21 protein-coding genes and 2 pseudogenes are annotated in these 25,797 nt (G+C 71.1%); 13 read left to right on the forward strand and 10 right to left on the reverse strand.

Translation table 11 applies throughout. The features are described 5' to 3' along the window. The first annotated feature begins 51 nt into the window (after positions 1-51). Together AC38ZX_RS15880 and AC38ZX_RS15885 are read left to right on the forward strand one after the other, a co-directional pair. Positions 52-672: a TetR/AcrR family transcriptional regulator gene (locus AC38ZX_RS15880; protein ID WP_426592869.1), complete on the forward strand. Its 621-nt coding sequence runs from the start codon at positions 52-54 to the stop codon at positions 670-672. After that, on the forward strand, positions 669-2,348 hold the full coding sequence (locus AC38ZX_RS15885; RefSeq protein ID WP_426592870.1) for an MDR family MFS transporter: 1,680 nt from the start codon (positions 669-671) through the stop codon (positions 2,346-2,348). The genes AC38ZX_RS15880 and AC38ZX_RS15885 overlap by 4 nt, the downstream gene beginning before the upstream one ends. Before the next feature lie 56 nt (positions 2,349-2,404). On the opposite strand, the gene AC38ZX_RS15890 is transcribed toward AC38ZX_RS15885, so the two are convergent. Beyond that, on the reverse strand, positions 2,405-3,070 hold the full coding sequence (locus tag AC38ZX_RS15890) for a dihydrofolate reductase family protein (RefSeq protein WP_491295149.1): 666 nt from the start codon (positions 3,068-3,070) through the stop codon (positions 2,405-2,407). Between the two features lie 97 nt (positions 3,071-3,167). Here AC38ZX_RS15890 and AC38ZX_RS15895 point away from each other — a divergent pair, with 97 nt between their 5' ends. The 5 genes and pseudogenes from AC38ZX_RS15895 (at position 3,168) to AC38ZX_RS15915 (ending at position 11,331) form a co-directional block, all read left to right on the forward strand. Further along, the gene (locus tag AC38ZX_RS15895) at positions 3,168-3,497 is read left to right on the forward strand and encodes an ArsR/SmtB family transcription factor (RefSeq protein ID WP_426592872.1); all 330 of its coding nucleotides are present in this window, start codon (positions 3,168-3,170) and stop codon (positions 3,495-3,497) included. A gap of 141 nt (positions 3,498-3,638) precedes the next feature. After that, positions 3,639-6,908, forward strand: a complete 3,270-nt coding sequence (locus tag AC38ZX_RS15900; protein ID WP_491295150.1) for an FtsX-like permease family protein — start codon at positions 3,639-3,641, stop codon at positions 6,906-6,908. Beyond that, the gene (locus AC38ZX_RS15905; RefSeq protein ID WP_491295151.1) at positions 6,905-9,673 is read left to right on the forward strand and encodes an FtsX-like permease family protein; all 2,769 of its coding nucleotides are present in this window, start codon (positions 6,905-6,907) and stop codon (positions 9,671-9,673) included. Before AC38ZX_RS15900 ends, AC38ZX_RS15905 begins: the two co-directional genes overlap by 4 nt. A 22-nt stretch (positions 9,674-9,695) precedes the next feature. Further along, positions 9,696-10,639: pseudogene (locus AC38ZX_RS15910) on the forward strand (ABC transporter ATP-binding protein). Further along, the gene (locus tag AC38ZX_RS15915) at positions 10,636-11,331 is read left to right on the forward strand and encodes an ABC transporter ATP-binding protein (protein WP_426592876.1); all 696 of its coding nucleotides are present in this window, start codon (positions 10,636-10,638) and stop codon (positions 11,329-11,331) included. Before AC38ZX_RS15910 ends, AC38ZX_RS15915 begins: the two are co-directional and overlap by 4 nt. Positions 11,332-11,410: 79 nt before the next feature. On the opposite strand, the gene AC38ZX_RS15920 is transcribed toward AC38ZX_RS15915, so the two are convergent. The 4 genes and pseudogenes from AC38ZX_RS15920 to AC38ZX_RS15935 form a co-directional block, all read right to left on the reverse strand. Next, positions 11,411-13,282: a fumarylacetoacetate hydrolase family protein gene (locus AC38ZX_RS15920; protein ID WP_491295152.1), complete on the reverse strand. Its 1,872-nt coding sequence runs from the start codon at positions 13,280-13,282 to the stop codon at positions 11,411-11,413. A gap of 3 nt (positions 13,283-13,285) precedes the next feature. Beyond that, a complete protein-coding gene (locus tag AC38ZX_RS15925; RefSeq protein WP_491295153.1) occupies positions 13,286-14,206 on the reverse strand; it encodes an SMP-30/gluconolactonase/LRE family protein in 921 nt (306 codons plus the stop codon). Further along, complete coding sequence (locus AC38ZX_RS15930; protein ID WP_491295154.1) at positions 14,203-14,415, reverse strand: IclR family transcriptional regulator domain-containing protein; 213 nt, start codon at positions 14,413-14,415, stop codon at positions 14,203-14,205. Before AC38ZX_RS15930 ends, AC38ZX_RS15925 begins: the two co-directional genes overlap by 4 nt. Positions 14,416-14,600: 185 nt before the next feature. Next, a pseudogene (locus AC38ZX_RS15935) lies at positions 14,601-15,029 on the reverse strand (helix-turn-helix domain-containing protein); the annotation flags it as partial. A 26-nt stretch (positions 15,030-15,055) separates the two neighbouring features. Here AC38ZX_RS15935 and AC38ZX_RS15940 point away from each other — a divergent pair. Beyond that, on the forward strand, positions 15,056-16,771 hold the full coding sequence (locus tag AC38ZX_RS15940) for an IlvD/Edd family dehydratase (protein WP_491295155.1): 1,716 nt from the start codon (positions 15,056-15,058) through the stop codon (positions 16,769-16,771). 64 nt (positions 16,772-16,835) lie between these two features. On the opposite strand, the gene AC38ZX_RS15945 is transcribed toward AC38ZX_RS15940, so the two are convergent. Beyond that, entirely contained in the window at positions 16,836-17,663 is an 828-nt protein-coding gene (locus AC38ZX_RS15945; protein ID WP_491295156.1) for a class II aldolase/adducin family protein, read from the reverse strand. Positions 17,664-17,880: 217 nt separating this feature from the next. Between AC38ZX_RS15945 and AC38ZX_RS15950 the strand changes: the two genes are divergently transcribed. Continuing rightward, on the forward strand, positions 17,881-19,293 hold the full coding sequence (locus AC38ZX_RS15950) for an eCIS core domain-containing protein (protein ID WP_491295157.1): 1,413 nt from the start codon (positions 17,881-17,883) through the stop codon (positions 19,291-19,293). A 951-nt stretch (positions 19,294-20,244) separates the two neighbouring features. Here AC38ZX_RS15950 and AC38ZX_RS15955 read toward each other — a convergent pair. From AC38ZX_RS15955 to AC38ZX_RS15970, 4 genes are read right to left on the reverse strand one after another with little or no spacing between them, the layout of a single operon-like run. Continuing rightward, positions 20,245-21,318 (reverse strand): protein NO VEIN domain-containing protein, encoded by a 1,074-nt coding sequence (locus tag AC38ZX_RS15955; protein ID WP_491295158.1) that lies wholly within the window; start codon positions 21,316-21,318, stop codon positions 20,245-20,247. 58 nt (positions 21,319-21,376) lie between these two features. Continuing rightward, the gene (locus AC38ZX_RS15960; protein WP_491295159.1) at positions 21,377-21,973 is read right to left on the reverse strand and encodes a hypothetical protein; all 597 of its coding nucleotides are present in this window, start codon (positions 21,971-21,973) and stop codon (positions 21,377-21,379) included. Further along, positions 21,970-22,989, reverse strand: coding sequence for a TY-Chap2 family putative peptide chaperone (locus AC38ZX_RS15965; RefSeq protein WP_491295160.1), 1,020 nt, complete (start codon positions 22,987-22,989; stop codon positions 21,970-21,972). The genes AC38ZX_RS15960 and AC38ZX_RS15965 overlap by 4 nt, the downstream gene beginning before the upstream one ends. After that, positions 22,905-23,516: a dual specificity protein phosphatase family protein gene (locus tag AC38ZX_RS15970; RefSeq protein ID WP_491295161.1), complete on the reverse strand. Its 612-nt coding sequence runs from the start codon at positions 23,514-23,516 to the stop codon at positions 22,905-22,907. The genes AC38ZX_RS15965 and AC38ZX_RS15970 overlap by 85 nt, the downstream gene beginning before the upstream one ends. A gap of 456 nt (positions 23,517-23,972) precedes the next feature. Between AC38ZX_RS15970 and AC38ZX_RS15975 the strand changes: the two genes are divergently transcribed. From AC38ZX_RS15975 to AC38ZX_RS15990, 4 genes are read left to right on the forward strand one after another with little or no spacing between them, the layout of a single operon-like run. Further along, positions 23,973-24,377 (forward strand): hypothetical protein, encoded by a 405-nt coding sequence (locus AC38ZX_RS15975; protein ID WP_491295162.1) that lies wholly within the window; start codon positions 23,973-23,975, stop codon positions 24,375-24,377. A 44-nt stretch (positions 24,378-24,421) separates the two neighbouring features. Continuing rightward, positions 24,422-24,994, forward strand: a complete 573-nt coding sequence (locus AC38ZX_RS15980) for a hypothetical protein (RefSeq protein ID WP_491295163.1) — start codon at positions 24,422-24,424, stop codon at positions 24,992-24,994. 41 nt (positions 24,995-25,035) lie between these two features. Next, complete coding sequence (locus tag AC38ZX_RS15985; RefSeq protein ID WP_491295164.1) at positions 25,036-25,404, forward strand: hypothetical protein; 369 nt, start codon at positions 25,036-25,038, stop codon at positions 25,402-25,404. Between the two features lie 29 nt (positions 25,405-25,433). After that, positions 25,434-25,793, forward strand: coding sequence for a GIY-YIG nuclease family protein (locus AC38ZX_RS15990; RefSeq protein ID WP_491295165.1), 360 nt, complete (start codon positions 25,434-25,436; stop codon positions 25,791-25,793). Positions 25,794-25,797: the final 4 nt, after the last annotated feature.

Here is a 25,797-nt window from a genome sequence, read left to right on the forward strand (position 1 = left end):
CGTGACCGACGTCACAGGTCCCACTCTTTGCAGTCATGCAATAATGCAGTTATGCAATCAATCGAGACCGGGCTGCGGGAGCGCAAGCGGGTCGAGACGCGGCACCGCATCGCGGACGCCGCCCTCGACCTGGCGCTCGAGCACGGCCTGGACGGCGCGACCGTCGAGGCGATCAGCGCCGCGGCCGGCGTCTCGCCCCGCACGTTCTTCAACTACTTCGAGTCGAAGGACGACGCGCTGCTCAACGCGCCCGACGCGCACGAGATCGACGCGATGGTCGCCGACGTCGTCGCGGCCAGCGACACCCTGAGCCTGCGCGAGGTGGCCGTCCGGTTCTTCGTCGAGAAGATCCGCACCACCATGCAGGCCGGAGCCCGTCGCGACCAGCGCCGCGAGATGTTCCAGCGCCACCCGCACCTGCTGGCCGCCGCGTTCCGCCAGCTCGGCGACACGCAGGACGCGTTCGCCGAGGCCCTGGCCCGGATCGCCGCCGCCCGCGGGGTCGGGACCGAGCAGGACACGGCTTGGGCCGAGGTCGCCGTCATCGCGGCAGCCTTCGCCGCTCGCGGCGCCATGAAGGAAGCCGCGGCGATGCCCGGGCTCGCCACCACAGACCAGATCGAGGAACGCGCGAACGCGCTCCTGAGGACAACATGGGAGAACCTGACGTGACCACCACCACCGCGGACGCCGAACAGGCGCCGCAGAGCCTCTCGCAGCCGGCCGGCGCGACGTCCCACCGGGGCGTCCTGCTGGTGTTCGCCGGCCTGCTCATCGCGATGCTGCTGGCGTCGCTCGACCAGATGATCTTCTCGACCGCCCTGCCGACCATCGTCGGCGAGCTGCACGGCGTCGAGCACATGGTGTGGGTGACCACCGCCTACATCCTGGCCTCGACGATCGTCATGCCCGTCTACGGCAAGCTCGGCGACCTCGTCGGGCGCAAGTGGCTGTTCGTCAGCGCGATCGGCATCTTCCTCGTCGGCTCCGTCATCGGCGGCCTGGCGCACTCCATGACCACCCTCATCGCCGGCCGTGCCGTCCAGGGCCTCGGCGGCGGTGGCCTGATGATCCTGGCGCTGGCGATCATCGCCGACGTCGTGCCCGCCCGTGAGCGTGGCCGTTACAACGGGATCATGGGCGCCGTGTTCGCCGTGTCCTCCGTGGCCGGTCCCCTGCTCGGCGGGTTCTTCACCGAGGGCCCCGGCTGGCGCTGGGCGTTCTGGATGAACGTGCCGCTCGGCATCCTTGCGATCGCCTCCGCCGTGAAGTTCATCCACCTGCCCAAGCGCGAGCTGGCGAAGCCTCGCCTGGACTACGCCGGCATGGCCCTGATCGCCATCGCGACCACGTGCATCGTGCTCATCACCACCTGGGCCGGTTCGACCTACGCCTGGGGCTCGCCCCAGATCATCGGGATGATCGCCGGCGCCGTCGTGGCCGGGATCGCCTTCGTGCTGGTCGAGCGCCGCGCCGCCGAGCCGATCATGCCGCTGGCCCTGTTCCGCAACCGGAACTTCAACGTCGCCACCCTGGGCGGCCTGCTCACCGGGATCTCGATGTTCGGCGCCCTGGCCTACCTGCCCACCTACCTGCAGATGGTCACCGGCTCCAGCGCCACCGAGGCCGGCCTGCTCATGGTCCCGATGATGCTCGGCCTGCTGCTGACGTCGGTCATCACCGGCATCGCGATCTCGCGTACCGGCACGTACAAGTGGTACCCGCCGATCGGCATGGTGCTCGTCGCCGTCGCCCTGTTCCTGCTCTCCACGATGACGCCCGGCCTGGCCGTCTGGGTCATCTGCGGGTACACCGCGATCATGGGTGTCGGGCTCGGCATGACCATGCAGAACCTGGTGCTCGTCGTGCAGAACTCCTTCTCGCTGAAGGTCGTCGGCACCGCGACGTCGTCGAACAACTACTTCCGCCAGATCGGCGCGTCGGTCGGTTCGGCCGTCGTCGGGTCGCTGTTCGCGACGAACCTCGCCCACCTGCTGACCCAGCGTCTGCCGGCCTCCGGGGCGGGCGACACGGGCAGCTTCACGCCCGACCTCGTGCACAGCCTGCCGGACCAGGTGCGCGAGATCATCGTCGGCGCGTACAACGACGCCCTGACGCCGGTGTTCCTGTACATGGTCCCGCTCGCGATCGCCGCCGCCATCGTGCTCGTGTTCATCAAGCACAAGCCGCTGGCCACCAAGATCGAGTCCGAGGCCGTGGTCGAGTCCCTCGACGTCGACGGCACCACGCACGTGGCGCTGCACGCCGACGACGCGCTGGATGCGGCCGAGCTGGACGCCGAGCTCGACGACATCGACGACGCCGAGCTGGCGACCGCCTCGTCCTGAGCCTGACCGAACGGCCCCGCACCGCCATCCCGGCGGTGCGGGGCCGTTCTCGCGCCTCAGCCGCGGGTGACGGCGAAGCGCAGGTGGGTGGCCCTCGGGGTGGAGATGGTCTCGACTGGTTCGAGGCCGATCGTCCCGAAGCCGATGCGGTCGAACAGGGGCGTGCCGCCGCCGAGGACCACCGGCGCGAGCGACAGGACGCACTCGTCGACCAACCCGGCGGCCAGGTACTGCTGGATGAGGTCCGCGCCGCCGCCGATGCGGACGTCCCTGCCGCCCGCCACGGCGGAGGCCTGCGCCAGCGCGCTCTCGATGCCGTCGTTGACGAAGTGGAACGTGGTGCCTCCCGGGCGCTCCCAGGGCGAGCGCTCGGTGTGCGTCACGACGAACACCGGCGTGTGGAACGGTGCGTCCTCCGGCCAGAACATCTCCCCACCGTCGAACATGCGCTTGCCCATGACGGTCACCCCGGTGCGCGCGTGGACCGCGCGCGCCAGGTCGTCGTCGGGCCCCGTCTCGCCGCCCTCCCCCAGGCCGAGGTTCTCCCGGAAGAAGCGCTGCGGCAGGATCCAGTCCTGCAGCGCGCCCCAGCGCTGCGCCCAGTCGAGGTAGGTCGGGTCGGCGGCGTGCTCGAGATCCATGCCGGACGGTGCGACGTACCCGTCGAGCGACGTGCTGACCGCGAAGAACACCCGCGAGGCGGTGGGCTGACCGGTATCCATGACGTCTCCCTGCGTCGTCTGACATACTCAAGTGAACACTTGAGTGTTGGCCGCGAGCGGCCGGACTGTCAAGTGCCCACTTAAGTATTGGAGCCGGATGAGCATCGAGCTGGTGTTCCAGGCGCTCGCGGACCCCACGCGTCGGGCGCTGATCGAGCGGCTCGGCGCCGGACCGCTCTCGGTCAGCGAGCTCGCCCGACCCCTCCCGCTGTCGCTCGCGGCGGTGGTCCAGCACGTGCAGGTCCTCGAGCAGTGCGGCCTGATCCGCACGGAGAAGACCGGACGAGTGCGCACCTGCGTCCTCGCGCCCGCAGGCTTCACCGAGGTCGAGCGGTGGCTGTCGGACCGGCGCACCGTGGCCGAGCGTCGCTTCGACCGCCTCGAGACCCTGCTCGCCCGCGACCAGCCGGAGGCACCCGGGACGTGAGCCGCGGGGCTCCCGCTCGGCGCACGAGACCCGTGACCGTATCGATACGTGGAATCGCTCCCACCATGCCCGGTTCGATTCCTATGATCGGCTCGCGCGGCCGTCTCGACGCGCACCGTCGACGACGACAGGGGAGGGCGCGTGGGCTGGAACGCGCGGCTCGTGCTGCACCGCGCCCGCGCCCAGACGTCGCTGCTCGCCGTCGTCACGGCGGTCGCGCTCCTGGCCACCACCCTGCTCGGCACGTTCGCGCTCCTGCTCACCACCAGCCAGGGGCGGATGGTGGCGGTCGCGCTCGACCGGACACGGGCGCAGGACCGGGAGATCGACGTCGTCGTCAGCCCGGGCGAGGGAGACCCGGCGGTCCTGACCCGGGCCGAGCCGTTCGTCGACGAGCTCCTCGGCGACGTCCCCGCGTCGCGCGAGACGTGGGTGAGCTCGGCCATGTACTCCGTGCGCGGCACGGCGGACCGCGTCCAGCCGTACGTGTACCTGGCGTCCCAGCCGCAGGTCGAGCGCAGCAGCACGCTGCTCAGCGGCGCGTTCCCCACGCAGGACGTCGACGACGCCGGTCGGGTGCTCGTGGCCGTTCCGCAGGTGACGGCGGACGCGTACGGCTGGTCGGTCGGCACCGTCGTGGACACGGTCGTGGCGGGCCGGCGCGACGATGCGACGTTCGTCGTGACCGGGACGTTCCGGCTGACGGGACCGGCGACCGCGTGGGTGCGGGACCCGCTGGGTGGTGCCGAGGAGAACGCGGCCTACCCGGTGCTGGGGTCGGCCGGGATGCTGAGCACGCGCGCGTGGGGTCCGTTCGTCACCGCGGGCCCGGGCGTGCTCACCGACGGCACCGTGCGGCTGGGCACCGCCCACCTCGTGGCCCACCCCGAGCTGGGTGGCGCGAGCGCGGACCAGCTGTCGGCGCTGCGGTCCCGGCTCGACCACGCCGACCAGCGGCTCACGTCGCTGACCGAGGCCGACGACGCGGACACGCGGGTGGACACCCGGCTGACCGCGACGATCGACACGGCGGTCTCGGGCCTGCGTGTCACGCAGGTGACCGTCGTCGTGGTCGCGCTGCTGCTCGTCGTGCTCGCGGTGACCGTGCTGCTGAACGCGGCGCGGCTGCTCGCCGAACGACGGGCCCCCGAGCAGCGGCTGCTCTCGTCGCGCGGGGGCTCGGGCCGCCAGCTCCTGCGCCTGGCGGGGTTGGAGGCGCTCTGCGTCGCGCTGCTCACCGCCGCGCTGGCGCCCTGGCTCGCCGACGTCCTGTACCGAGCGCTCACCACCGCGGGACCGATGCGCGACAGCGGCCTGCACGTCGACCCGGGCCGACCCGCTGCGCTCTGGGTGGTCTGCGCCCTGTGCGCGCTGGTGCTCGCCGGTGTGCTGCTCGTCCCCGCGCTGCGTCCCCAGGGCACGGCCGAGGGTCGGGCCGACCGGTACGGCGCGCTCGCCCGGTCGGGGGCCGACGTCGCGCTCCTGCTGCTGGCCGTGGTCGCGTTCCGGCAGCTGCGCACGTACCGCTCGCCGGTCGGGCCCGGTGGCTCGATCGACCCGGTCCTGGTCGTCGCCCCGGCGCTGGTGCTGCTCGCTGTGTCCGTCCTGACGCTGCGCCTCCTGCCGCTGGTGACCCGCGCGGGCGAGCGCGTCGCGGCGCGCAGCCGCTCGTTGACCTCGCCGCTCGCCGCCTGGGAGCTGGGGCGCCGGCCCGGGCGGGCCTCGGCGGCCGTCGTGCTCCTCACGCTGGCGATCGGCGTCGGCACCTTCTCGCTGTCGTTCCTGTCCACCTGGCGCACCTCCCAGCAGGACCAGGCCGACCTCGCGATCGGCACGGATGTCCGGGTGACGCCGACCGACGACACCATCCCAGCCGCAGGGATCGTCGGCGTGCCCGGCGTCGAGCTTGTGGCACCCGTGACGTTGCGCGACGCGACGGTCGGGACGCCCAGCACGTCCGCGCGCGGCCGCGACGGCTCGACCACGCTCTCCGCCACCCTGCTGGCCGTCGACACCACGCATGCGGGCGAGCTGCTGCGCGGCCGGCTGCCGGGCGGTTGGGCCGAGCGCACGCGGGACCTGCGACCGACCACGACCGTCGACGGCGTCTCGCTGCCCGGGACCCCGCGCTACCTCGTCGTCGACCTGGTGTCCGACCTGACCGCACCCGTGCCCGGGAGCCTGCAGGCCTGGATGGTGCTCCAGGACCCGACCGGCGAGCGGACGACGGTCGCCCTGCCGACGACGACGCTCGACGGCAACCGCCCCGACATCGTCCTGGCGGTGCCGGCGTCGACCCCGGGCACCAGCCTGGTGGCCGTGCTCGTCCGGGGGACGCCGGCCGCGACCGGCACGCCGCCGTCCGCCGACGTGACCATGGACGTCCAGCTGGCGCACCTGCGCACCGCCACCGGCCCGGCGGTCGCGCCCGGAGCACCGCTGCCGTCCGCCGACGAGCTCGAGGATGTCACGCCGGTCCCGTTCACCGGCGGGCACTGGGGCACGGCCGACGGGTCGACCCACGCCGCCGACGACGCCGTCCGGCTGGAGACCACGATCCGCTCCGGCGTCTCGTACGGCACACCCGTCGCGGTCGCCGCGACGACGTTCGCCGACCCGGGCGCCGGCCGCGCGCGGGTCGGCGCCCTGGTCACACCCGACCTGCTCGACTCGCTCGGCACGAAGGTGGGCAGAACCCTGCACCTGAGCGTCGCCGGGGCCGACGTCGACCTCGCGATCGTCGGCACCGTGCCCTACCTGCCGGGTCAGCCGAGGGGCAGCGGCGTCCTGGTGGACTCCGACCTGCTCGGGCGCCAGGCGATGACCGGCGCGTTCGCGCCGCCGACGGCGGACGAGTGGTGGCTGGCCGTGCCGGACGCACAGGCGGGCGATGTCGCCCGGACGATCGAGCGAGCCGGCGACGGGCTGGCGCGCACGCGGGTGGACGCTCGCACGGACGCCACCGACGGGCCGCTGCGGATCGGCGTCCAGGCCGCTCTGTGGGTGGTCGTCGCCGCGGCGCTGCTGCTCGCGGTTGCCGGCATCGCGATGAGCGCGACGGTCTCGGTGCGCACCCGGCAGCTCGAGCTCGCGCGGCTGCAGGCGCTCGGCGCCGCGCGGGGCGCACTCGTGCGCTCACTGCTGCTCGAGCACGTCGCGGTCGCGGCGCTCGGCCTGGTGGCGGGCGTCGCGGTCGGCACGTTCCTCGCTCGGGCGGTCGCGCCGCTGGTCACGGTCTCACCGACCGGCGGCACGCCGGTGCCCGGGGTGGTCGTGCTGGCCGGCTGGCCCGGCCAGGTCGTGCTGGTCGGCACGCTCCTGGCACTCACGGCCGTCGTCGTCGCCGTCGTCACCAACGGGCTGCTCAAGCACGCGTCCGGCGAGCTGCTGCGGCTGGGGGACGACCGATGACGGCGCTCACCACCCTGCGCGTCGGGGCACGGGCCGCGACGGCCGAGGCGGTGCGCGTCGGCCGTCGGCGCGCCCGCGCGGATTCCGGCCTGCTCGCGTTCGGGGCGGTCGTCCTTGCGATCAGCGTGGCCCTGTCGCTGGCAGTCCCGCGCCTCGTGGCGCACGCGGCCGACGACGCCGTGCGGGTCGCGGTCCGGGACGCCGGCACGTCCGCGGACCTCGTCGCCCGGATCGGTGCACCGCCCGGATCGACGACGCGGACCGCGGACCGCGACCCGAACATCGCCGCCGAGCTGCGGGCCTCGGCCGCCGACGTCCGGAACGCGATGCCCTCCGCGTTGCGGTCGATCGCGGGTTCCGGTTCGGTCTCGGTGGCGACGAGCGTGCGGGTGGCGGTCGCCGGGGACACCCCGATCTCGACGAGGCTCGTGTACGTCGGAACGGCCGCCGGCCCGCTCGTGCGCTGGGTCGACGGTGCCGCGCCGGCGCTCGCCGAGCTGCCCGCGAACGACCCGACCGACCCGGCGCTCCCCCGTCGACAGCTCCAGGTCGGCCTGCAGGCCGACACGGCGGCGTCCCTGGGCGTGCACGTCGGCGACACGGTGCACGGTTCGCTGCCCACGCGAGGCCCCGTCGACATCGTCGTCACGGGGCTGTACCGCGCGACCGACGCGGACGACGCGGCGTGGACGGGGTTCGGCGACCTGCTCTCGGCGCAGGACCCGCTCGCCGGTTCCGCGCAGCAGGGACGCGCGGCCCTGCTCGTCACCGACGACTCGCTGCCGGACCTCCAGCTCGTGGTCCTGGCACGGTCGCTGGTCACCACCTACCGGTACGCGACGCACGCCGACGCGTTCGACGCCGCGACGGCCCCGCAGGTGGGTGCCGACCTCACCCGCGTGCAGGCCGATCCCGCCGTGCTGCGCCAGACCGACGGCCGCTCCCCGACGATCGACACCGACCTCGGCTCCGTGCTGGGCGGGGCCGGCACTCGGCTCGCCGCGGCCCGCGCGCAGGAGTCGGTCGTCGTGGTCGGGCTCGCGGGCGTGGCCGCCCTTGTCCTCGTGCTGGCGGCACGTCTGCTGGTCGGCCGGCGCGAGACCCAGGTGCTGGGCGAGCGCGCGCGGGGCGCGTCGCTGGGCGCCGTGACGACGCGGGCGCTCGTCGAGTCGGCGCCGGTCGCGCTCGCGGCGGGACTCGTCGGCGCGCTCGTCGCGACGGCGGCGGTGCCCGGTCGCACCTCCTCGTGGGGGATCGCGGCCGGCCTGGTGCTGGTCGGGGCACTGGCACCCCCGGTCATCGCCGTGAACCGGGCCCGGACCGCGTGGTCGGGGCGTCGACAGCCCGCGAACCGGGCCGACCGTGACCGGCTGCGGCGACGGCGCTCGACCCGCCGGCTCGTGGCCGAGGCGGCCCTCGTGGTGCTCGCCGTCGGGGCGTTCGTTTCCGCGCGCGGGCGCGGCCTGCTGCCGGCGGGAGGCGGTGACGTCGACCTCCTGCTCGCGGCGGCCCCCCTGCTGGCCGCCGCGGCCGTCACCGTGCTCGTCGTGCACGCGGTCCCGCCGCTGCTGCGGACCGCCGGGCGCGTCGCGCAGCGCGGTCGGGGGCTCGTGCCGGTCGTCGCCACCGCGCGCGCCGGGTCCGTCGCCGGCGCCGTCGTGCCGCTGACCGCCCTCACCATGGCCGTCGGGATGGTCGTGTTCTGCGGGACGACGACCGCGATCGTGCGCTCGGGACAGGCCGCCGCGGCGGACGACCGGGTGGGTGCGGACCTCCGGGTGGACGGCGAGCTCACGCAGCAGGAGGTCGACGCCCTGCGGGCCTCCCCCGACGTCACGGCGGTCGCAGGGATCGCCGTGCAGCGCTCGCGCAGCCTCGGGTCGGGCGCCGGCGCGACGGTCGACCTCGTGCTCGTGGATGCCGACGCGCTAGTCACCATCGACCACGCGCACGGGCGCGACGGCGGGTTCGCCCGGCTGGTCACGGGCTCGGCCACCGTTCCCGCGCTCGTCGACCCGGCGCTGGCCGAGACGGTCCGGCTGGTGCCGCCGCGGGTGCTCGGGGACTCGGGCGACGTGAGCCTCGCCGTCGCCGGGACCCTCGACGACAGCACGCGCGTCGGGTCCTACACGTCGGGTACGGTCCCGCGCCCGCGCGTCGTCGTCGACCGCGCGACCTTCGACGGCACCCAGCACGAACCGGCCGAGCTGACCACGGTCCTCGTCGACGGACCGGGCGCCGGTCGGGCGGTCGAGGCCCTGCACCTCGACGACCGCGCGGGCGTGAGCGTCACGACGCGCGACGGCTGGTTGGCCGCCTGGGCCGCGGCGCCCCTCAACCACGGGCTGGTCGCGCTGCTGAGCGGTGCCGCGGCGGTGCTGGCCGCCTACGCGGCGCTCGCGCTGGTCCTGCTCGTCGTGGCCACGTCCCGCGAACGCGGGAGGACGCTCTCCGCGTTGCGCACGCTGGGTCTCGACGGGCGCACCGGCCGGGCGATCACGCTGGCGGAGCTGGCGCCGCTCGCGGGCGCGGCCCTGCTCGCCGGCATCGCCATCGGCCTCGGTGTGCCGTGGCTGCTGGCCGGCACCCTCGGGCTCGATGTCGCGACCGGCGGTTCGCACGCCCCGCCGCCGACCGTGGCCTGGTGGCCGGTGCTCACCGCCGTCCTGACGGTGGGCGGGGCGCTGGTGGTGGCGGTGCTGGTGGAGAGCGCGGTGCGTCGTCGCGACCGGTTGGGCGACGTGCTGCGGGTGGGCGAGCGATGAGCGACGAACGAAGGGACCGACGATGACGACCACGCTCGAGAGCCTCGAGGAACGGGCCCGCGCGCACGGCAAGGACTTCGGCGCGGACGCGCTGATCGTCTGCGACTCGCTGGTGCGCATCTACCAGTCGGACGGCGTCGAGGTTCAGGCACTGCAGGGCCTCGACCTGCTCATCGAGCGCGGCGACCTCGTCGCGGTGGTCGGCGCGTCCGGCTCCGGCAAGTCGACGCTCCTGTCCGTCCTGTCTGGCCTCGACGTCCCGACGGCGGGCCGCGTGCGCGTCGGGCCGTGGGACCTCATGTCGATGACGTCCCGGCAGAGGATCGAGTACCGCCGCACGATGGTCGGGTTCGTGTGGCAGCAGACCGCGCGCAACCTCGTGCCCTACCTGACGTCCGTGGAGAACGTGATGCTGCCGCTGGCCCTCGCCGGGCGCCCGCGTCGCGACCGGACGCATCGCTCCGCCGAGCTGCTCGACATGCTCGGGGTGGGCTACTGCGCCGACCGGCGCCCCGGCGAGATGTCCGGGGGCGAGCAGCAGCGCGTCGCGATCGCCGTCGGGCTGGCCAACGACCCGCAGGTCCTGTTCGCCGACGAGCCCACGGGCGAGCTCGACAGCGCGACGTCGGACGACGTGCTGGAGTGCCTGCGCACCTCGAACCGGGAGCTCGGCACGACGGTCGTCATCGTCACGCACGACCTCGGGGTGTCCGAGCACGTGCAGCGCACCGTCGCCATCCGGGACGGCCGCACGTCGTCCGAGGTGGTGCGCCGCACCGACACGCACGAGGACGGCAGCGAGCACGTGGTCGCCGAGGAGTTCGCCGTCCTCGACCGGGCCGGACGGCTGGCTTCCCCCGCGAGTACCGAGAGGCGCTCGACCTGGTCGGCCGCGTGCGGCTGACGCTCGAGGAGTCGCACGTGTCGGTCTGGCCGGGTCGCACCGCCCCGAAGGAGCAGTCATGACCGCCTCCCCCGTCGTCCTCGTCGAGGGCGTCAGCCGGACCTACGGCAGCGGACCCACCGCCGTCCGGGCGGTCGACGACGTCTCGTTCTCCGTGGCGCCCGGCGAGCTGGTGGCCCTCGTCGGCCGTTCGGGGTCCGGCAAGACCACGCTGCTCAACTGCGTCGGCGGCCTGGACCGTCCCGACGCGGGACGCGTGCTCGTCGACGACCGCGAGGTGTCCTCGCTCGACGAGGCCGGGCTTGTCGAGCTGCGTCGCGACGTCGTCTCGTTCGTCTTCCAGACGTTCGGGCTGGTGCCCGTGCTCTCGGCCGCCGAGAACGTCGGCGTCCCCCTGCGGCTGCGGCGCGTGCCCGTCGCGGACCGCGAGGCCCGCGTCGAGCTGCTGCTCGACCTGGTGGGCCTCGGCGCGCACGCGCAGCAGCGGCCGGCCGAGCTGTCGGGCGGCCAGCAGCAGCGCGTCGCCATCGCGCGGGCCCTGGCCAACTCGCCGCGGCTGCTGATCGCCGACGAACCGACCGGCCAGCTGGACGCCGAGACCGGGACGGCCGTGATGGCGCTGCTCCGCGCGGTCGTCGAGGCCGAGGGGATGACCGCGATCGTCTCCACCCACGACCCGCTGATGATGTCGCTGGCCGACCGCGTGCTGCGCCTCGCCGACGGGCGCCTGGTCGAGGCGCACGCACTGGCGTGACCCGAACCCCGAAGCGATGCGGGAGCCGGCCGCACCGACGCAGCGACCGACGTTGTCGAACGCGGACGCGGCGGGCTCCTCAGATCCGCGGGTCGACGTGCATCTTGGGCCCGTCGCCGGCCCCGTCGAACGTCTCGCCGGCGAGGATCGCTCCGACGTCGTCGAGCCCGACCGTGGCGGCGACCAGCGGACGTGGGTCGACCGTTCCGCTCGCGTAGAGGTCGATGGTCCCGGCGAGCCCCGGCGAGGCACTGAGGATCCCGACGGCAGTGACGTCCTTGAGAGCGATCGTGCGCGTGTCGAGCAGGCTCGGGCTGCCCGCGAGGCCGATGTAGACGACCCGCTTCGCCGGCTCCACGAGCGCGAGCGCCTTCGCAGGGAGGCTCGGAGCGTTCGACGCCTCGACCACCGCGTCCCAGGGGAAGCCGGGGAAGCTCGGCCTCGGTCCACACACCCTCGAAGCCGAGGCCGCGGGCGAACTCCAGAGAGCGTGCCGAGCGCCCCATGAGGTGCACCTCGGCTCCCTGCGCGCGCGCGACGAGGGCGACCAGGAGGCCGATCGTGCCGGCGCCGAGCACGAGCAGCCGGTCGCCGGGGGCGAGGTTCGCCGCCCAGACGGAGCGGATGGCGTTGCCGCCGGGCTCCACGAGCGCGCCGAGGGCGTCGTCGATCGTGTCCGGGAGTGCGTGCAGCGCCGAGACGGGCATCGCGAGCTGCTCGGCGAGGGCGCCCGAGAAGCCGTTGCGGATGCCGACCTCGTCACGGAAGCTCGCAGACGTGCTGGTTGCCCTGCAGGCACCGTCGGCACACGCCGCAGCCGAGCATCGTGTCGCCCGTGACGCGACGCCCGACCCACGACGGGTCGACGCCGTCGCCGACCGACGCGACCGTGCCCATCCACTCGTGGCCGAGCCGCAGCGGGAACCGGGCGTGGCCCTCGTGCAGGTACGCCATCTCGCCGGTGAAGAACTCGACGTCGGTTCCGCAGACGCCGACTCGTTGGACGTCGATGACCGCTCCCCCGGGCCCTGCGGTCGGCGGGGCGACGTCCTGCACCTCGAACTCGCGGGGGGCGGTGAGCACGAAGGCCCTCATCGCGGTGCGAGGACGGTCTGTCGCTGGGCGCCGAGGCCGTCGATGCCGAGCCCATCACGTCGCCGGGCTGGAGCCAGATCGGGGGCTTGAAGCCCATGCCGACGCCGGGCGGGGTGCCGGTGTTGATCAGGTCGCCGGGCTCGAGGACCAGGAACTGGCTCAGGTAGTGCACGACGACGTACGGGTCGAAGATCATCGTCGAGGTCGAGCCGGTCTGCTTGCGGTCGCCGTTGACGTCGAGCCACATGCCCAGGTCGAGGACGTCGTCGATCTCGTCGGGAGTCACGAGCCACGGGCCGGCCGGGTTGAACGTCTCGGCCGACTTCCCCTTCGACCACTGCCCGTTGCGTTCCATCTGGAACGCCCGCTCGCTGACGTCGTTCACCACCGTGTAGCCGGCGATGACGTGACGCGCGTCCTCGACCGAGTCGAGGTAGCTCGTGCGCGTGCCGATGACGATGCCGAGCTCGACCTCCCAGTCGGGCTTGGTCGAGCCGCGCGGGATGCGCACGTCGTCGTGGGGTCCGACGAGCGTGTTCGGCGACTTGGTGAACAGGATGGGCTCGGCCGGGACCTCCTGGCCCGTCTCGGCCGCGTGGTCCCTGTAGTTGAGCCCGATGCAGAGGATCTGGTGCGGCCGCGCGAAGGGCGCCCCGACCCGCTCGCCGGCGAAGCGGGAGACGGCACCACGCTCGACCCGCTCGGCGACGACGGCCGGGAGAGTGGCGAGGTCGCCCGACGCGAAGAAGGCCTCGTCGAAGTCGGCGACGACGTCCGAGAGGTCGACGTAGGTCCGGTCGTCGAGCCGGGCGACGGGCTTCTCGTCGCCGACGGCACCGATGCGCATGAGGTACATGGGTCAGTTCCTTGTCGAGTCGGATCGGTGGACGAAGGTCGCGGACGCCCAGGGCGTGGTGGGCGCACCGACGACCCCGACGTCGGCGACGAAGAGACAGCCCGCACCCGGGTACCGGTCGAGGTCGGCGGGCGAGAGGTCGCGGGAGGCGGTGGTGAGGAGCAGGGTCTCGAGGTGCTCCCCGACGAACGCCACGCTGGAGACGTGCGGCGCGTCGACACGCACGGTGTCGCCGGGCTCCCCCGACGGCGAGAAGGACCGCACCTCGCCACCGCCCCAGACCGCCACCCACAGGTGGCCGCGGGCATCGACGCAGATGCCGTCGGGGTGTCCGTCGACGAGGTGCAGGTGCTCGCGTCGCGGACCGAGCCGGCCCGTCTCGACGTCGTACTCGCGGGCCCAGACCACTCCGCGCATGGTGTCGGTGCTGTACATCACGGAGCCGTCGGGCGACCACGCGATGCCGTTGGAGAGCATCAGGTCGGAGTCGATCACCGTGAGCGAGCCGTCGAGCTCCCAGCGGTACAACCTCTCCTGCTGCCGCCCGGCGCCCTCGTCGAGCGGCAGAGTCCCCACGACGAACCGTCCACGCGGGTCACAGGCGCCGTCGTTGGACCGACTGCCGCTCCCGGCGCCGGTGATCGTCGGGCCGTCAGTGCGCTGTCCGTCGGGTTCGACGACGACCAGCCGGTCGTGCGTCGCGACGAGGATGCTGCCGTCGTCGCCCGGCACCGCCGCCCCGATGCGGCCGTCGAAGTCGAGCTGGTGGACCGGCTCGACCCACCGGTCGACCAGGTGCCCGACGAACACCGAGCCCCGCTCGACGTCGATCCACAGGACGCGCGACCTGTCCGCCACCCAGACCGGCCCCTCGGCCAGCACGTGCCGGCGCGCGGACGCCCGCGCCGCGAGGTGCTCGGTCATCGCTGCCCCGCGTCGAGGTCGCCGCCGACGATCGCCCGGATGACCGGCAGGTCGACCAGGATTCGGTCGAGCGACATGCGGTGGGCCAGGGCGCTGATGCTGATCGCTCCGCTCGGCTCGGTCGGCGAGGCGAGGTAGATCGGCAGCGCGAGGCAGTTGACGCCCAGCTCGTTCTCCTGGTCGTCGACGCTGTAGCCGCGCGCGCGCACCAGCTCGAGCCGATCGTGCCACCTCGAGGGCCGTGCCCGCCGCGCGCGCGGTCGGCCGCACGAGCTCGCGTGCGCCGACCCACGCCTGGACCGAGACGAGGTCGGGAAGCTTCAGCGAGAGCAGGAAGCTTCCCGACGGCCGTGGCGTGGGCGGGGTTGCGTCCACCCACGGTCGAGGTGAGGCGCATCGCACCGACGGCCGGGTCGACCTTGGCTCGGTAGACGATGTCGAACCCGTCGAGAACGGCATAGTGCGCGGTCTCGCCGAACCGCTCCGCCAGGGTGTCGAGGATCGGCTGGACGCGCAGGTGGTCGGGCCGCAGCTCGTGGTTGGCGAAGGCCATCCGCAGGAACTCGTCACCGAGCAGGTAGCGACCGCGCCCGTCCTTGCCCGCGAGGCCGGCGCGGACCAGCGAGGCGAGCGCCCGGTGCACCGTCGGCTTCGGGCTGCTCACCGCACGGGCGATCTCGTCCAGGGTCACGCCGTCGGGGTACTTCGCGAGCTCGACGAGCACGGCGAGCACCCGGTCGGCCCCGACGAGCCGGTCGTCGGCGGTCGACGCGGTGCCGAGGTCGGAGGTAGTAGCGGTCATCGTGTTCCAGATGTTAGACATGGATTTCAACAAACGGAAGAGGACCCATGGCCGAGCGCCGCAGCGCCGAGTGGTACGCCGGCACCGACCGCAACGCGTACATCCACCGCGCGTGGATGCGGCGCGGGCTCCCGCACGACGCGTTCGACGGTCGACCGCACATCGCGATCGCGAATTCCGCCTCCGACCTGACGCCGTGCAACTCGCACCTGAACGAGGTCATGGAGAGCGTCAAGGCCGGCATCTACGAGGCCGGCGGCATCCCGCTCAACCTGCCCGTGGTGTCCCTCGGCGAGACGCAGGTCCGACCGACGGCGATGCTCTGGCGCAACATGGCCGCGATGGCGACGGAGGAGATGCTGCGCGCCAACCCGATCGACGGTGTGGTGCTGCTCGGGGGGTGCGACAAGACGATCCCCTCGCTGCTCATGGCAGCCGCTTCGGTCGACCTGCCTGCGATCGTGGTCCCGGGCGGGCCGATGAAGACGGGCACCTTCCGCGGCCAGGCGCTCGGCTGCGGCACCGACGTCTGGCGACTCAGCGAAGAGGTGCGTGCTGGGACCCTCAGCGAGGAGGAGTTCCTGACGAGCGAGTCGTCGATGATCTCGAGCAAGGGGCACTGCAACACGATGGGCACGGCGTCCACCATGGCGCTCGTCGCCGAGGCGCTCGGCACCGTCATCCCCGGCCTCGCGGGCACGCCGGCAGTGGACAGCCGCCTGCTCGAGAGCTCGCACGAGACCGGCCGGCTCATCGTCGACCTCGTCGAACGCGACCGCCGACCCAGCGCGTTTCTTACGAAGGGCTCGTTCCAGAACGCGATCGTGGCGCTCGCGGCGATCGGCGGCTCGACGAACGCGGTCGTCCACCTGCTCGCGATCGCGGGCCGGCTAGGCATCGACGTCACGCTCGACGACTTCGACGCGATCGGCTCGGGCGTACCGCTGCTGGTGAACCTCCAGCCCGCCGGCCGCTTCCTCATGGACGACTTCCAGCGCGCGGGCGGCTTGCTCGCCGTGCTGCGGGAGGTCAAGGACCTGCTCGACCCGACGGCGCTCACGGTCACCGGCCGACCGCTGGTCGATCACCTCGACGACGCCCGGATCTGGGACCACGAGGTCATCTCTGCGCGCGAGAAGCCGCTCATCCCGGACGCCGGCATCGCCGTGCTGCGCGGGAACCTCGCACCCGGCGGCGCCATCATCAAGCCGGCCGCCGCATCCCCCCACCTGCTCAGGCACCGCGGCCGCGCGGTCGTCTTCGACTCGATCGAGCACATGCACGCCCGCATCGACGACCCCGACCTGGACGTCGACGAGAGCTCGGTGCTGGTGCTGCGCGGCTGCGGGCCGAAGGGGTACCCGGGGATGCCCGAGGTCGCCAACATGCCCCTGCCCAAGAAGCTGCTCGAGAAGGGCGTGCGCGACGTCGTGCGCATCTGCGACGGCCGCATGAGCGGCACCGCGTACGGCACCGTCGTCCTGCACGTGACGCCGGAGGCCGCCGCCGGGGGCACGCTCGCCCTCGTCCAGGACGGCGACTGGATCGTCCTCGACGTCGCCCAGCGGCTCCTCACGCTCGATGTCCCGCGAGGCGAGCTGAACCAGCGCCGCCCCAACCGGGCCACCCTCGACGGCTACGCCACGCCGAGGCGCGGCTGGGAGCGTCTGTACGTCGACCACGTGCTAGGCGCCGACACGGGCGCCGACCTGGACTTCCTCGTCGGATCGAGCGGCGACAAGGTCTCGCGCGAGTCGCACTAGCCGCGGGGCTCACCGACGTCGGTGAGTGGTGCGAGGACTCGCTCTGCGACTCGGGGGCGGCGCGTCACCGGACCCATCGGGAAGCGATGCCGAACTCTTCGGCAACCGAAGCGATCTCGTGCAGGGTCAGACCGTCGGCCCGACCACCGGCAACGAGGTCCATGTACTCGTACCTGGCTCCGGTCTCGGCGTACTCGATCCGATCGACGGCACGCGTCACGGACACGTCCGAGCGAGCCATCACACCGTGCTTGGACCAGAGCACGATCTCGAACTCCCGCAGGCCTTCGACGTTCGCGGCCATCAGCTCGGCCGAGCCCGGGATCATGAAGTCGAGCACGCCGACACCCGCCGACAGGGACACGATCGACTCGGGCTCCCAGCGCAGGATGCGTGCGTTCATCGCGGCGGTGTCCCGGTACGCGGGGATGTGCGAGAGGTACGTCAGGTTCATCGGTTGGGCGTGCACCACGGCCTGGAAGGTCACCCCGCGGCGCGCCACCTGGTCCTGGTGGACGGCCAGGTGTGAGTTGAACTCGCTGGTCAGACGTTCGAACAGCCGGCGCGGCGACGTGTAGAGGGTGCCCGTCCGGCCGCCCTCGTCGACGACGACCGCACCGACGTTCGCCTCGGGGTCCTGCTGGATCTGCCGGAGGCGGCGCCCGGACCCGGTGGCGAGGATGGTGTGCCCGGCGAGAGCCGGCGCTGGGACGGGCAGCGTGATCTCTTCGGCGTTCGAGAAGCGTCGGCGCACCTCGATGTCCCAGCCTGCGTAGACCGAGATGTTGCCCGCGCCGGCCTCGGAAGCGTCGATCTCGCAGACGCGCGCCCCTCCTGCGCCCATCGATGCGAGCAGCTCGTCGAGCTCGGGGTGCACAGCGGTGTCACGCATCATCATCCTCGGAGGTAGTGAATCGTTTCATTCAGTCCACACCCGCACCTGCCCTGGCGCACGGGCCAAAGGTCCTCGTTCTGAGCCCCCTGGCGAAGACGGAGCGGTGGTGGGACGGTCGTCATCGGGGGATCAACAGCCTCCGCACACGGGGGACCCGATGAGCACCGACCATGCGCGAGCACACCGGCCGCAGACGGCGGGGACGTCACGGTCCGTGGCAGGGCCGACACCGGTGCCCGCCTCGCCCGCAGCGGTCTCCGGGCTGACCGTCGGACATGTCGATGACCCGGCGGAGCAGAACGCGGACGCCCGCGCCGAGGTGGCACTCGACCGCCTACGCAGACATCCCGAGGGTGCCGACGCAGCCCCGCACCGCGCTCTGGCGCCAGATCCGCTCGACCGCCTGCGCCGCGCTCCGGTGCCCGCCCCCGCGGCCCGCATCGGGCGGTCCGGTGGGGTGCTCGACGTCCCGACGAGCGCCCGGATCGATGCGCTGCGCAGCTCGGGCGCTCCTCTGGCAGACCCCGTCCGTCAGAGGATGGAGCACGCCTTCGGCGTCCCCCTGAACCACGTCCGCCTGCACGAAGGGCAGGAGTCCGCGCGCCTGAACGCCGAGCTGTCCGCGCAGGCCTTCACCTCGGGCGACGACATCTTCTTCGGCGGTTCCGGGCTCGATCCGACCGTGCCGGCGGGGGAGCGGGTCCTCGCCCACGAGATCGCCCACGTCCTTGATCCGGCAGACAGGACGGATACCGGTGTGGCGCCCGCGCGCCGCGAGCCGATCAAGCTGGAGAAACCCGTCGACGGGGCAGTGACCTACACCGACACCGCCTTCCCGCACCTGAGGCTCGCTCGTCTGTTCGAGACAGGACATGCGGAGAGCATCCAACGATTCGAAGTGCTGAACGACGGCGACCTCAAGAGACACGTCCTGAGGTGGACCGATGAGCTCGAATACGTCCTCGAGGTCGGGGCCGGCGAGTTCAGCCCGGTCGATCTCATCGCGATGAAACGGGCCGACGTGAGCGGGATCGAACCGCAGCTGCGCACCGAGTACACGTCGATCGGGGAGACCGGCTGGGGCGTCACGAACGTGGAGTCGGGCACCAGGTTGCACACCTCGGGCCTCATCACGTGCATGGCATGGGTGCTGTCCAACGACCACGCCGCCTACATGACGCACATCGTGATCACCGATCCGTTGGCCGAAAAGCCCGACGGCTTGGCCGCCCAGGTCGAGAAGCTGGCGGACGCGTTCACCGAGAAGTCGGGAGCGCGTCCGACGAACCTGACGCTCCAGGCAGCACAGAGCGGCTTCGAGTCGCAATACGGCGGCAAGCGTGAACTGACGGACTGGATGCGCGCGCTCGTCCCGGCAGGTGTCCTCGCGCCGAAGTTCGTCGTCTTCGGGCGCGCGGAGGCTGAGCACTTCGTGAAGCCCGGCGGCACGGGCAGAGCGGCGCATTGGCGCGGCAAACCCATCAAGCTCGTGAAGGTGGACCGCGTCAGTCGCGACAAGCCAGCGACCGCGACGCCTCTCCCATCGGACTCGGAGATATCGGCACGACCAAAGTACGTGTTCAAGCCTCGGAATCGCACGCCCACGAGCGACGACACGAATTCGTAGGGCGGTCCTCGCTCACCCACCCCACACACGTGGGAGCCTGCTCCGCCCAGCACCGCCGCTCCTTGACGATCACGTCCGGGTGCTCAGTTGGGCAGATCCGGCGCTCGGGCTGATCGAGTCAACGACGAAGGCCCGGACCATCAGGTCCGGGCCTTCGTCACTGTGTAGCGGGGGGACCTCCCTGCCCTGCGGTCTCACTGTTGGAGGTGGAGCGTTGGTGCAGGTCAGAGGGGTATGCCAGGGCAAGTGCGTGGGCAACTTCGTCTTCACTCGTCGATCGAACCACAGCCGCGAGACACGATCACCGGGTCCCAAAGCCACCCCTGATCACCGCCGCTCGACGAGCGATCTCTGACAGTTGCGCTGCCATCTGCGCCCCGTCCTGATTCGGGTCGTCGCAGCGACTCGTCCAGCCCGGCGGCGGGCATGGTCAGCGTCGCTTGCCGGCGCCGAAACTGCCAGCGACCCGATACTCCATCGCGTCACGCCTGAGCGGCGGATCCGGCGTGAACGACTGCCCGCTCATCACGCATCGCGTGTTCCGCTTGGTCCTGTGCTCCGAAACGGTCGTCGACCCGTCGGATAGCGTGATGACCACGAAGGCATGGCACTTCGGGCAGTAGTCCTGAGTGGTCTTGACCTCCGGTCGCTTCTTCTTCGCCGACTTCTGCTCTGAGGGGCGTGTTCTGCTGCGGGGCGCTGGATTTGCGGTCGGCAGGGTCGCCGGCGGCGCTTTCGGGGGCTCCCCGCCGACTCCACCCGGGCATGGCGCACCGGTCCTCTTGCTGAGATGCGGGACGACCCAACCGTCAGCATTCGCCAAACGTCTATGCCCGCATACGCCGCACACGATCCCCTTGCTTGCCACACCCCGAGTCTCGCAGCAACGCTTCTCTTCGGGGCCGAAGGTGCTGCTTCACGGATGGGTGACAGCCGAACCCCGCTGCATCCTCAGTCGATTGCCTTGTCGTCCAACGGCCACCAGTCGAAGGCGCGGGCGTCGAGTTCGTCCTCGTCCGGCTCCCACCGAAAGATCTTGAACGTCCCGGATCCGGGGTCGACGTCACCATCCGGCGTGAAGGTAATGTCCGACAGAACACCGAGGACGCACTCGCCAGGGTGGTCCAAGGCCCACGCAACTTCGCGCCGGGACACGATGACCGAGTCCCCGGCGGTGACCGTTCCCTTCGCTTCCAGGTACAAGTGCTCGTCCCCGCGCGTCGCGCGCGCATCGAAGGAGTTGCCGAACCTGGTGTCTTTGACGTCCCAGCCGAGCGACCGATAGTGCTGCATCAGCCTGTCTTGCGCGGCGTCTTCCACTTTCTTCCGCTTGGCGGGGTCTTGCATCCAGCCTTGACTTGATCTGACGCTCCCGGCACGAGCACTGGGCACAGTCGACCGGCGCAGGCTGGCGACGTGCTCGTCCCAGAACTGTTCCAAAGCGTCGACCACACCCTGCTTGACCTGGGTGCCGCTGTTCTGCGGCGTCCAGTGTTGTTCGGGCCACCGACGCTCCAGCTCTTGGAAGGGCAGCGGATCTTCGATGTCGATGACTGTGTCCCAGTCGACGTCTGCGTAGTTCGCTTCGCCGGACGCGTCCTGGCGCCAGTGAGGTCGCTGGAACACGCCGGAGAGGAACACTCCAGACGCGATGATCCCGCGGGGCTCTGGACCTTGGCGAAGCAGAAACGCCCGGTCCCCTGGCTCGATGCCATGTACGCGGGACCCGGTCGCCCAGCGGCCTTCGACCGGGTGGCCGGCGGCGGTCGCTTCGATCCAGTCCTCGATCACTTCCGGTTCGAGTCGTTCCTGATCAGGGTTGTACGTGAGGAGGAACGCTCGTCGCCCGGAACTGCGCAGTGTGACGGACATGCGGCGGTCGCCCGTGATCTCCGCGGCGAGCGTGTCGTGGCGGGCACGGAGCGCGGGCTGCCTGTCCTGGGAGGCAATCACGTCGCGCTCGACGGTCACAATCCCGTCGGACCGAGTCGCGTCGGTGGCGTTGACCATTTCGAACTTCGTCACAGGCCCATCATCCTCACCACGTCGTCGGCTTCCATCCTCGTCGTGCTCTTCTTGCAGATCACTGCGAATGCCTCTCTGCGAGCCCAAGCATGCGGTAGGCGAGCAGGGTGTAGTCGCCGCCGGCACCCAGGAGTTCGCTGGCGAGGTCCAAACGACGAGGAGGGTCACCGTGCACCGTGATTGTCGTTGAGTCGAGGGCAAACACGGGCTCGTCGCCGCATGTCACGTCCCAGCCGCTGACGGAGTCCCCTGCGATGTCCCAGGCGCCGTCGTCGACGGCGTGAGCGAGAAGGTGGGCGATCAGTCGGGCGGCGATCGCGTCGTGCGGGGGGTCGGTGCGTGGGTTGGTGGGCGCGAACGCGTCGATAATGACGTCACCGGTGGTGGTGGGGAACGGCTGGGCGAAGACGTCGAACCAGTCGAGGCTTTCGACGTCTGTGTCCCGCACCATGGTGATGGCCGCGTCCGTCAGGGTGACGAACGGGCGATGTCCGGGCGCGGTCGCCATCGTGAGGAAGTGTTCGCCGGCGTGCGCTTCGAGGTGCACGCCTGCCCAGTGCTCGGTGACTGTCGCCGCGATTGCCCACGAGGCGGCGAGCAGGTGGGGGCGCGCGGGGTGTTCGAGTTCGACGTCTTGCAGGACGGGGTCGTTCATCGGGTCTCCTCGTCAAAGCCGTGGCTGCACTCGAAGGTCATGCTTTTCCGCCGTCGGCTTCCCAGCGGGCGGGCAGGTGGTGGTTGGTCAGATGGGGGCTCCTGCATCGCGGCCAAGATCGCGGCGGCCTGCTGGACGATCGTGGTCCCCGCGGTCGGGTGGACGGTGCGATGGCGGGTGTAACAGGTGCCGTCGATGGAGTTGACCAACGCGACTGGTTCGAGGCCGCGGTACAGGCACCAGACCGGTTCGATGTACCTCGTGGCCCCGCGGTCGATCTGGTGGTGCAGGTCGTCGACGAGTTCCGACCAGAGGTGGTCCCTGCCGGGGAAGAGGTCGAGCAGCTCGTCCTCGGTGGTGTCGGGGTCGTGCGGTGAGGCGGTCAGAGGTCGGATCTGCCAGCCTTCCGGGTCGTGGACGCCGGCGCGCAGCAGCGAGGCGATGACTTGGTACGTCCGCATGAACGACACTGGACATGCCGTCAGGTTGTAGGGGCGAAACCCGGTGACGTCGTTGATGTGTTTCACGACTTCGTCTTGGTTCATTTCGAAGACCTGGTCCCAGTACAGCGTGTGGAGCTGTCCGTCGGGGGCCGCGAACAGGATCCACGCGACCATGTCGAACTGGATGCGTGAATCGGTGTCGGGGTCGTGGACGATGAGCAGCGGGACGCGGTCCTCGTTGATCACGCCGACAATGCGCAGGCGCGGGTCCTGTTCGCACAGAGCCGCGGCGATGGTCCACGCTCGGGCGGCCGTGTGCCGGTCGGCGAACCGGTACTCCTCGGTGTCAACGTCTTCGAGCACATCCATGTCGGTGCAGCTTTTCTGTCGGGTCCTGGTGTTCTTGTCGACGCCCGGGCCGGGGTCGTTGAGGACTTCGATGGGACCGCCAGCTCGGCGGTCTCGGCCGTCGGCCTCGACGGAAGCGGTCACGCAGCGCTCTCGGCTGCGGACTCCTTCAGACGGATCCGCCGGATGATTGCCGTGACGTCGAGGTGGTTGTCCCGGCGCCACTGCGCGATACGTCGGCGACCGACCTTGCGGTCAGCGCGGGTGGCGCCCTGCTTGCGAAGCCACCAGTCGAGTGCGTCCTCGGCGTACGCGACGTAGGCGATCGGGCGTCGCTCGCGGATGAGGTCGAGTGCCTCGATCGGGTCCCAGCCGAGGGCGAGCATGGTGGCGAAGCCCATGGACGGGCCGCGGTTGATGCCCATGTGGCAGTGCACGAGGACCCGTCCCCCGCTCTTGAGCTGGGTGAGGACGTGGGTGGTGCCGACGTTGAACCATTCGTCAGGCATCTTCTGACCGGCATCGTCGACGCCGAGCCACCGGTAGTGGATGTGGGGCTTCGCGACGGTCACCAGTTCGGCGTCGTCCCACTCGAGTCGTAGGTCGACGATGCCGGTGATCCCGGCGTCGTCGAGCTCGTCGAGCTGGCGGCTGGCGAGCTCGTCGTCGGTGACCTCGAGGTCGCCTCCGACCCAGAGCTGGTCGGTGACCTGGCTGGCGTTGGCCCAGTGGAACGGCGTGTGCTGAAGCATGTGTCTCTCCTTCAATGTGTGCGGTTGAAGGAGAGATTGCTCGAAAGCAAGAGCCGGGAAGGGGTACCCGACTACCCCCTTGCTGACCCAGAGCTGGTGCTGTGCGGCAGGATGGTGCAGTGGAGTCAACGACGGTCCCTGGCGCTGTTGAGGGGTGGCGTGCAGAGGTCACTGCGACGGCGGGGCAAGTCTCGGTGGGTCCGGTCATGCTCCCCACTGACGTGTCCGTGACGCTCGGTCGGAGCAAGCATCGCGGACTGCGGTTGAAGCACCCGGCTGTCTCCGACCTGCTTGCGACGTTCAGTCCCGCGCCGGACGGCTGGTTCGTGATGAACGGAAGACGAACGCGCATCCGCGTCGAGAGCCCGTTCGTGCTGGCGGCGTCGTTCGCGCCAGATGCGCGCGTGTTCCTTCAGCCCGCGGACTGGAAGCTTTTCGTGGGACCTCGACACCGTTGTGGAGGCGGTCATCCGATACCGCCCCGCCGGCTACGGAGAGCCGCTGCCCACCGCTCGTGATGGCGTACCCGTGGCGGTGCCCGAGCAGCGGGCGGCTCGCCAAGGCGGCGGGACTCTCGTGGCAGCGCACAAGCTGACCTTGACCTCCCTGCAACGCCGGCGGTTGGGCGCTCTGTTTGCGTACCTCGTCGAGGACCAGCCCAAGCCTGACCAGTTGATTCAGAGCGCCGCCAAGCTGAGTGGCGCCTCGATCTCCCAGATCAACGGGACCTGGGTGAAGGTCAGGGATCGCGTAAACCAACACCGCGATGTCCCGATCGAGCACATCGAAGACCTTGGCTACCACCTCGTAAAGGTCGCCGGAGTGATCGGCCCCGAAGACGTCCCCGTTGCCGGGGAGTAGTCGACTACCCCGCGTCGGGCAGCGCCGTCAGCGAGAGTCCTGCCATGAGGCCGTTCGACAGCGATGGAGGAACGATGACTGGCGCGAGGCAGGGCACCGGCAGGGTTGAGAAGACGATCACGGTTCTCGGGGCAAGGGTCCGGCGCGTGAACGGCGGCGACGAAGTCGACTTCAGTTTCGACGGGATCGACGGCTTCGCACGCGAGCAGCGGGGTAAGTGCCGCGTCTCGTTCGTCATCGCGCTCGACCCTTCAGCTGGGGTGGCGAGCGAGTTTGTCGCTGCCCATGATGACGTGCCAGGCGGTGAGGTCCAGTTCGGACAGGGCGACGACGGCGGCTTCATTCGTCTGCTCACCGAACTGCCGTTCGATGATGCGGGTGGGCTTCACGTTGCCGCACAGACTGCTCGCGCGCTTCGAGCTGCGTGGATCGGTCAGGGCACGGCGGGCGCCGATCTGGTGTCCACGTTGGGTGCGGCTGGTGTGGCTGTCCCACCGCTTGGCTCAATGGGCTTGTCTGACGTGCACGTCTACGGAGGGTGGTCGTGGGGCAGCGCGTACATCCCGCCGTTCGTGCTTTACATGTTCGAGGTGGGCTGGTCGCGCGGCGTTTGCTAGAGCGAGGTCCGACGTTCTCCCTTGCTCATGCCGGCCATGGCGTGAACAGCTACGGGCTGAACCTGGTGACGAGTGCCGGAGCTGTCGCTGCGTACGTGCAGCACGGGTATGGCGGCGGTTACGGCGACCCAGTGCAGGACCTCGTGGCGATCAACGCTTCGTACTCGCGGCTTCACGTGTTGCTGCGCGCATCCGCTGAGCTCCCGGCTGACGAGGTTCGCTGGCTGCTGGTCTACTCCCAGTTTCGTGGCATCTGCGGCCTCGTGGAACTCGAGAAGGTGCGTACGGGCGGCGATTTCGGGCAGGGGTGGATCGACTTCGGGACTGAGTCGTCGCTCTTCGAGGCTGCGGTCGAGCGGCTCGAGCCGAGCGACGCCGACCTGGGAACTGCGGGAAATGTCTCATGGTGACCTCGCGTAGTCGGAGGCGGGCCGACGTTTTGGTCGAGGGATCGCCGGCGCCTGAGGCGCGGAGTCCCAAGCGGTTCTGGGTCTACGTCATCGAGCTCGACCCGGACGGGCTGGGCGAGGTCGGTGCGGGCGCCGTGTACGTCGGGGAGACCGCGACGACGCCCGAGGTCCGCTACGCCAAGCACAAGGCCGGCGGTCTGAAGGCGGCCAAGGTTGTGGCCATGCGCGGACTGTCGCTGCGGCCGGATCTGTATCCGCCGGAAGGCCCGTTCGAGACTCGTGCCGAGGCGCTCCGTTTCGAGCGCCGGACGGGGAATCGCTTACGCCACCGCGGCTACCGCGTGTTCGGCGCGCAGGGTGAGCAGTTCATGAAACGCCGCACGGATTGACCGA

This window comes from Cellulomonas sp. McL0606 (assembly GCF_058248365.1).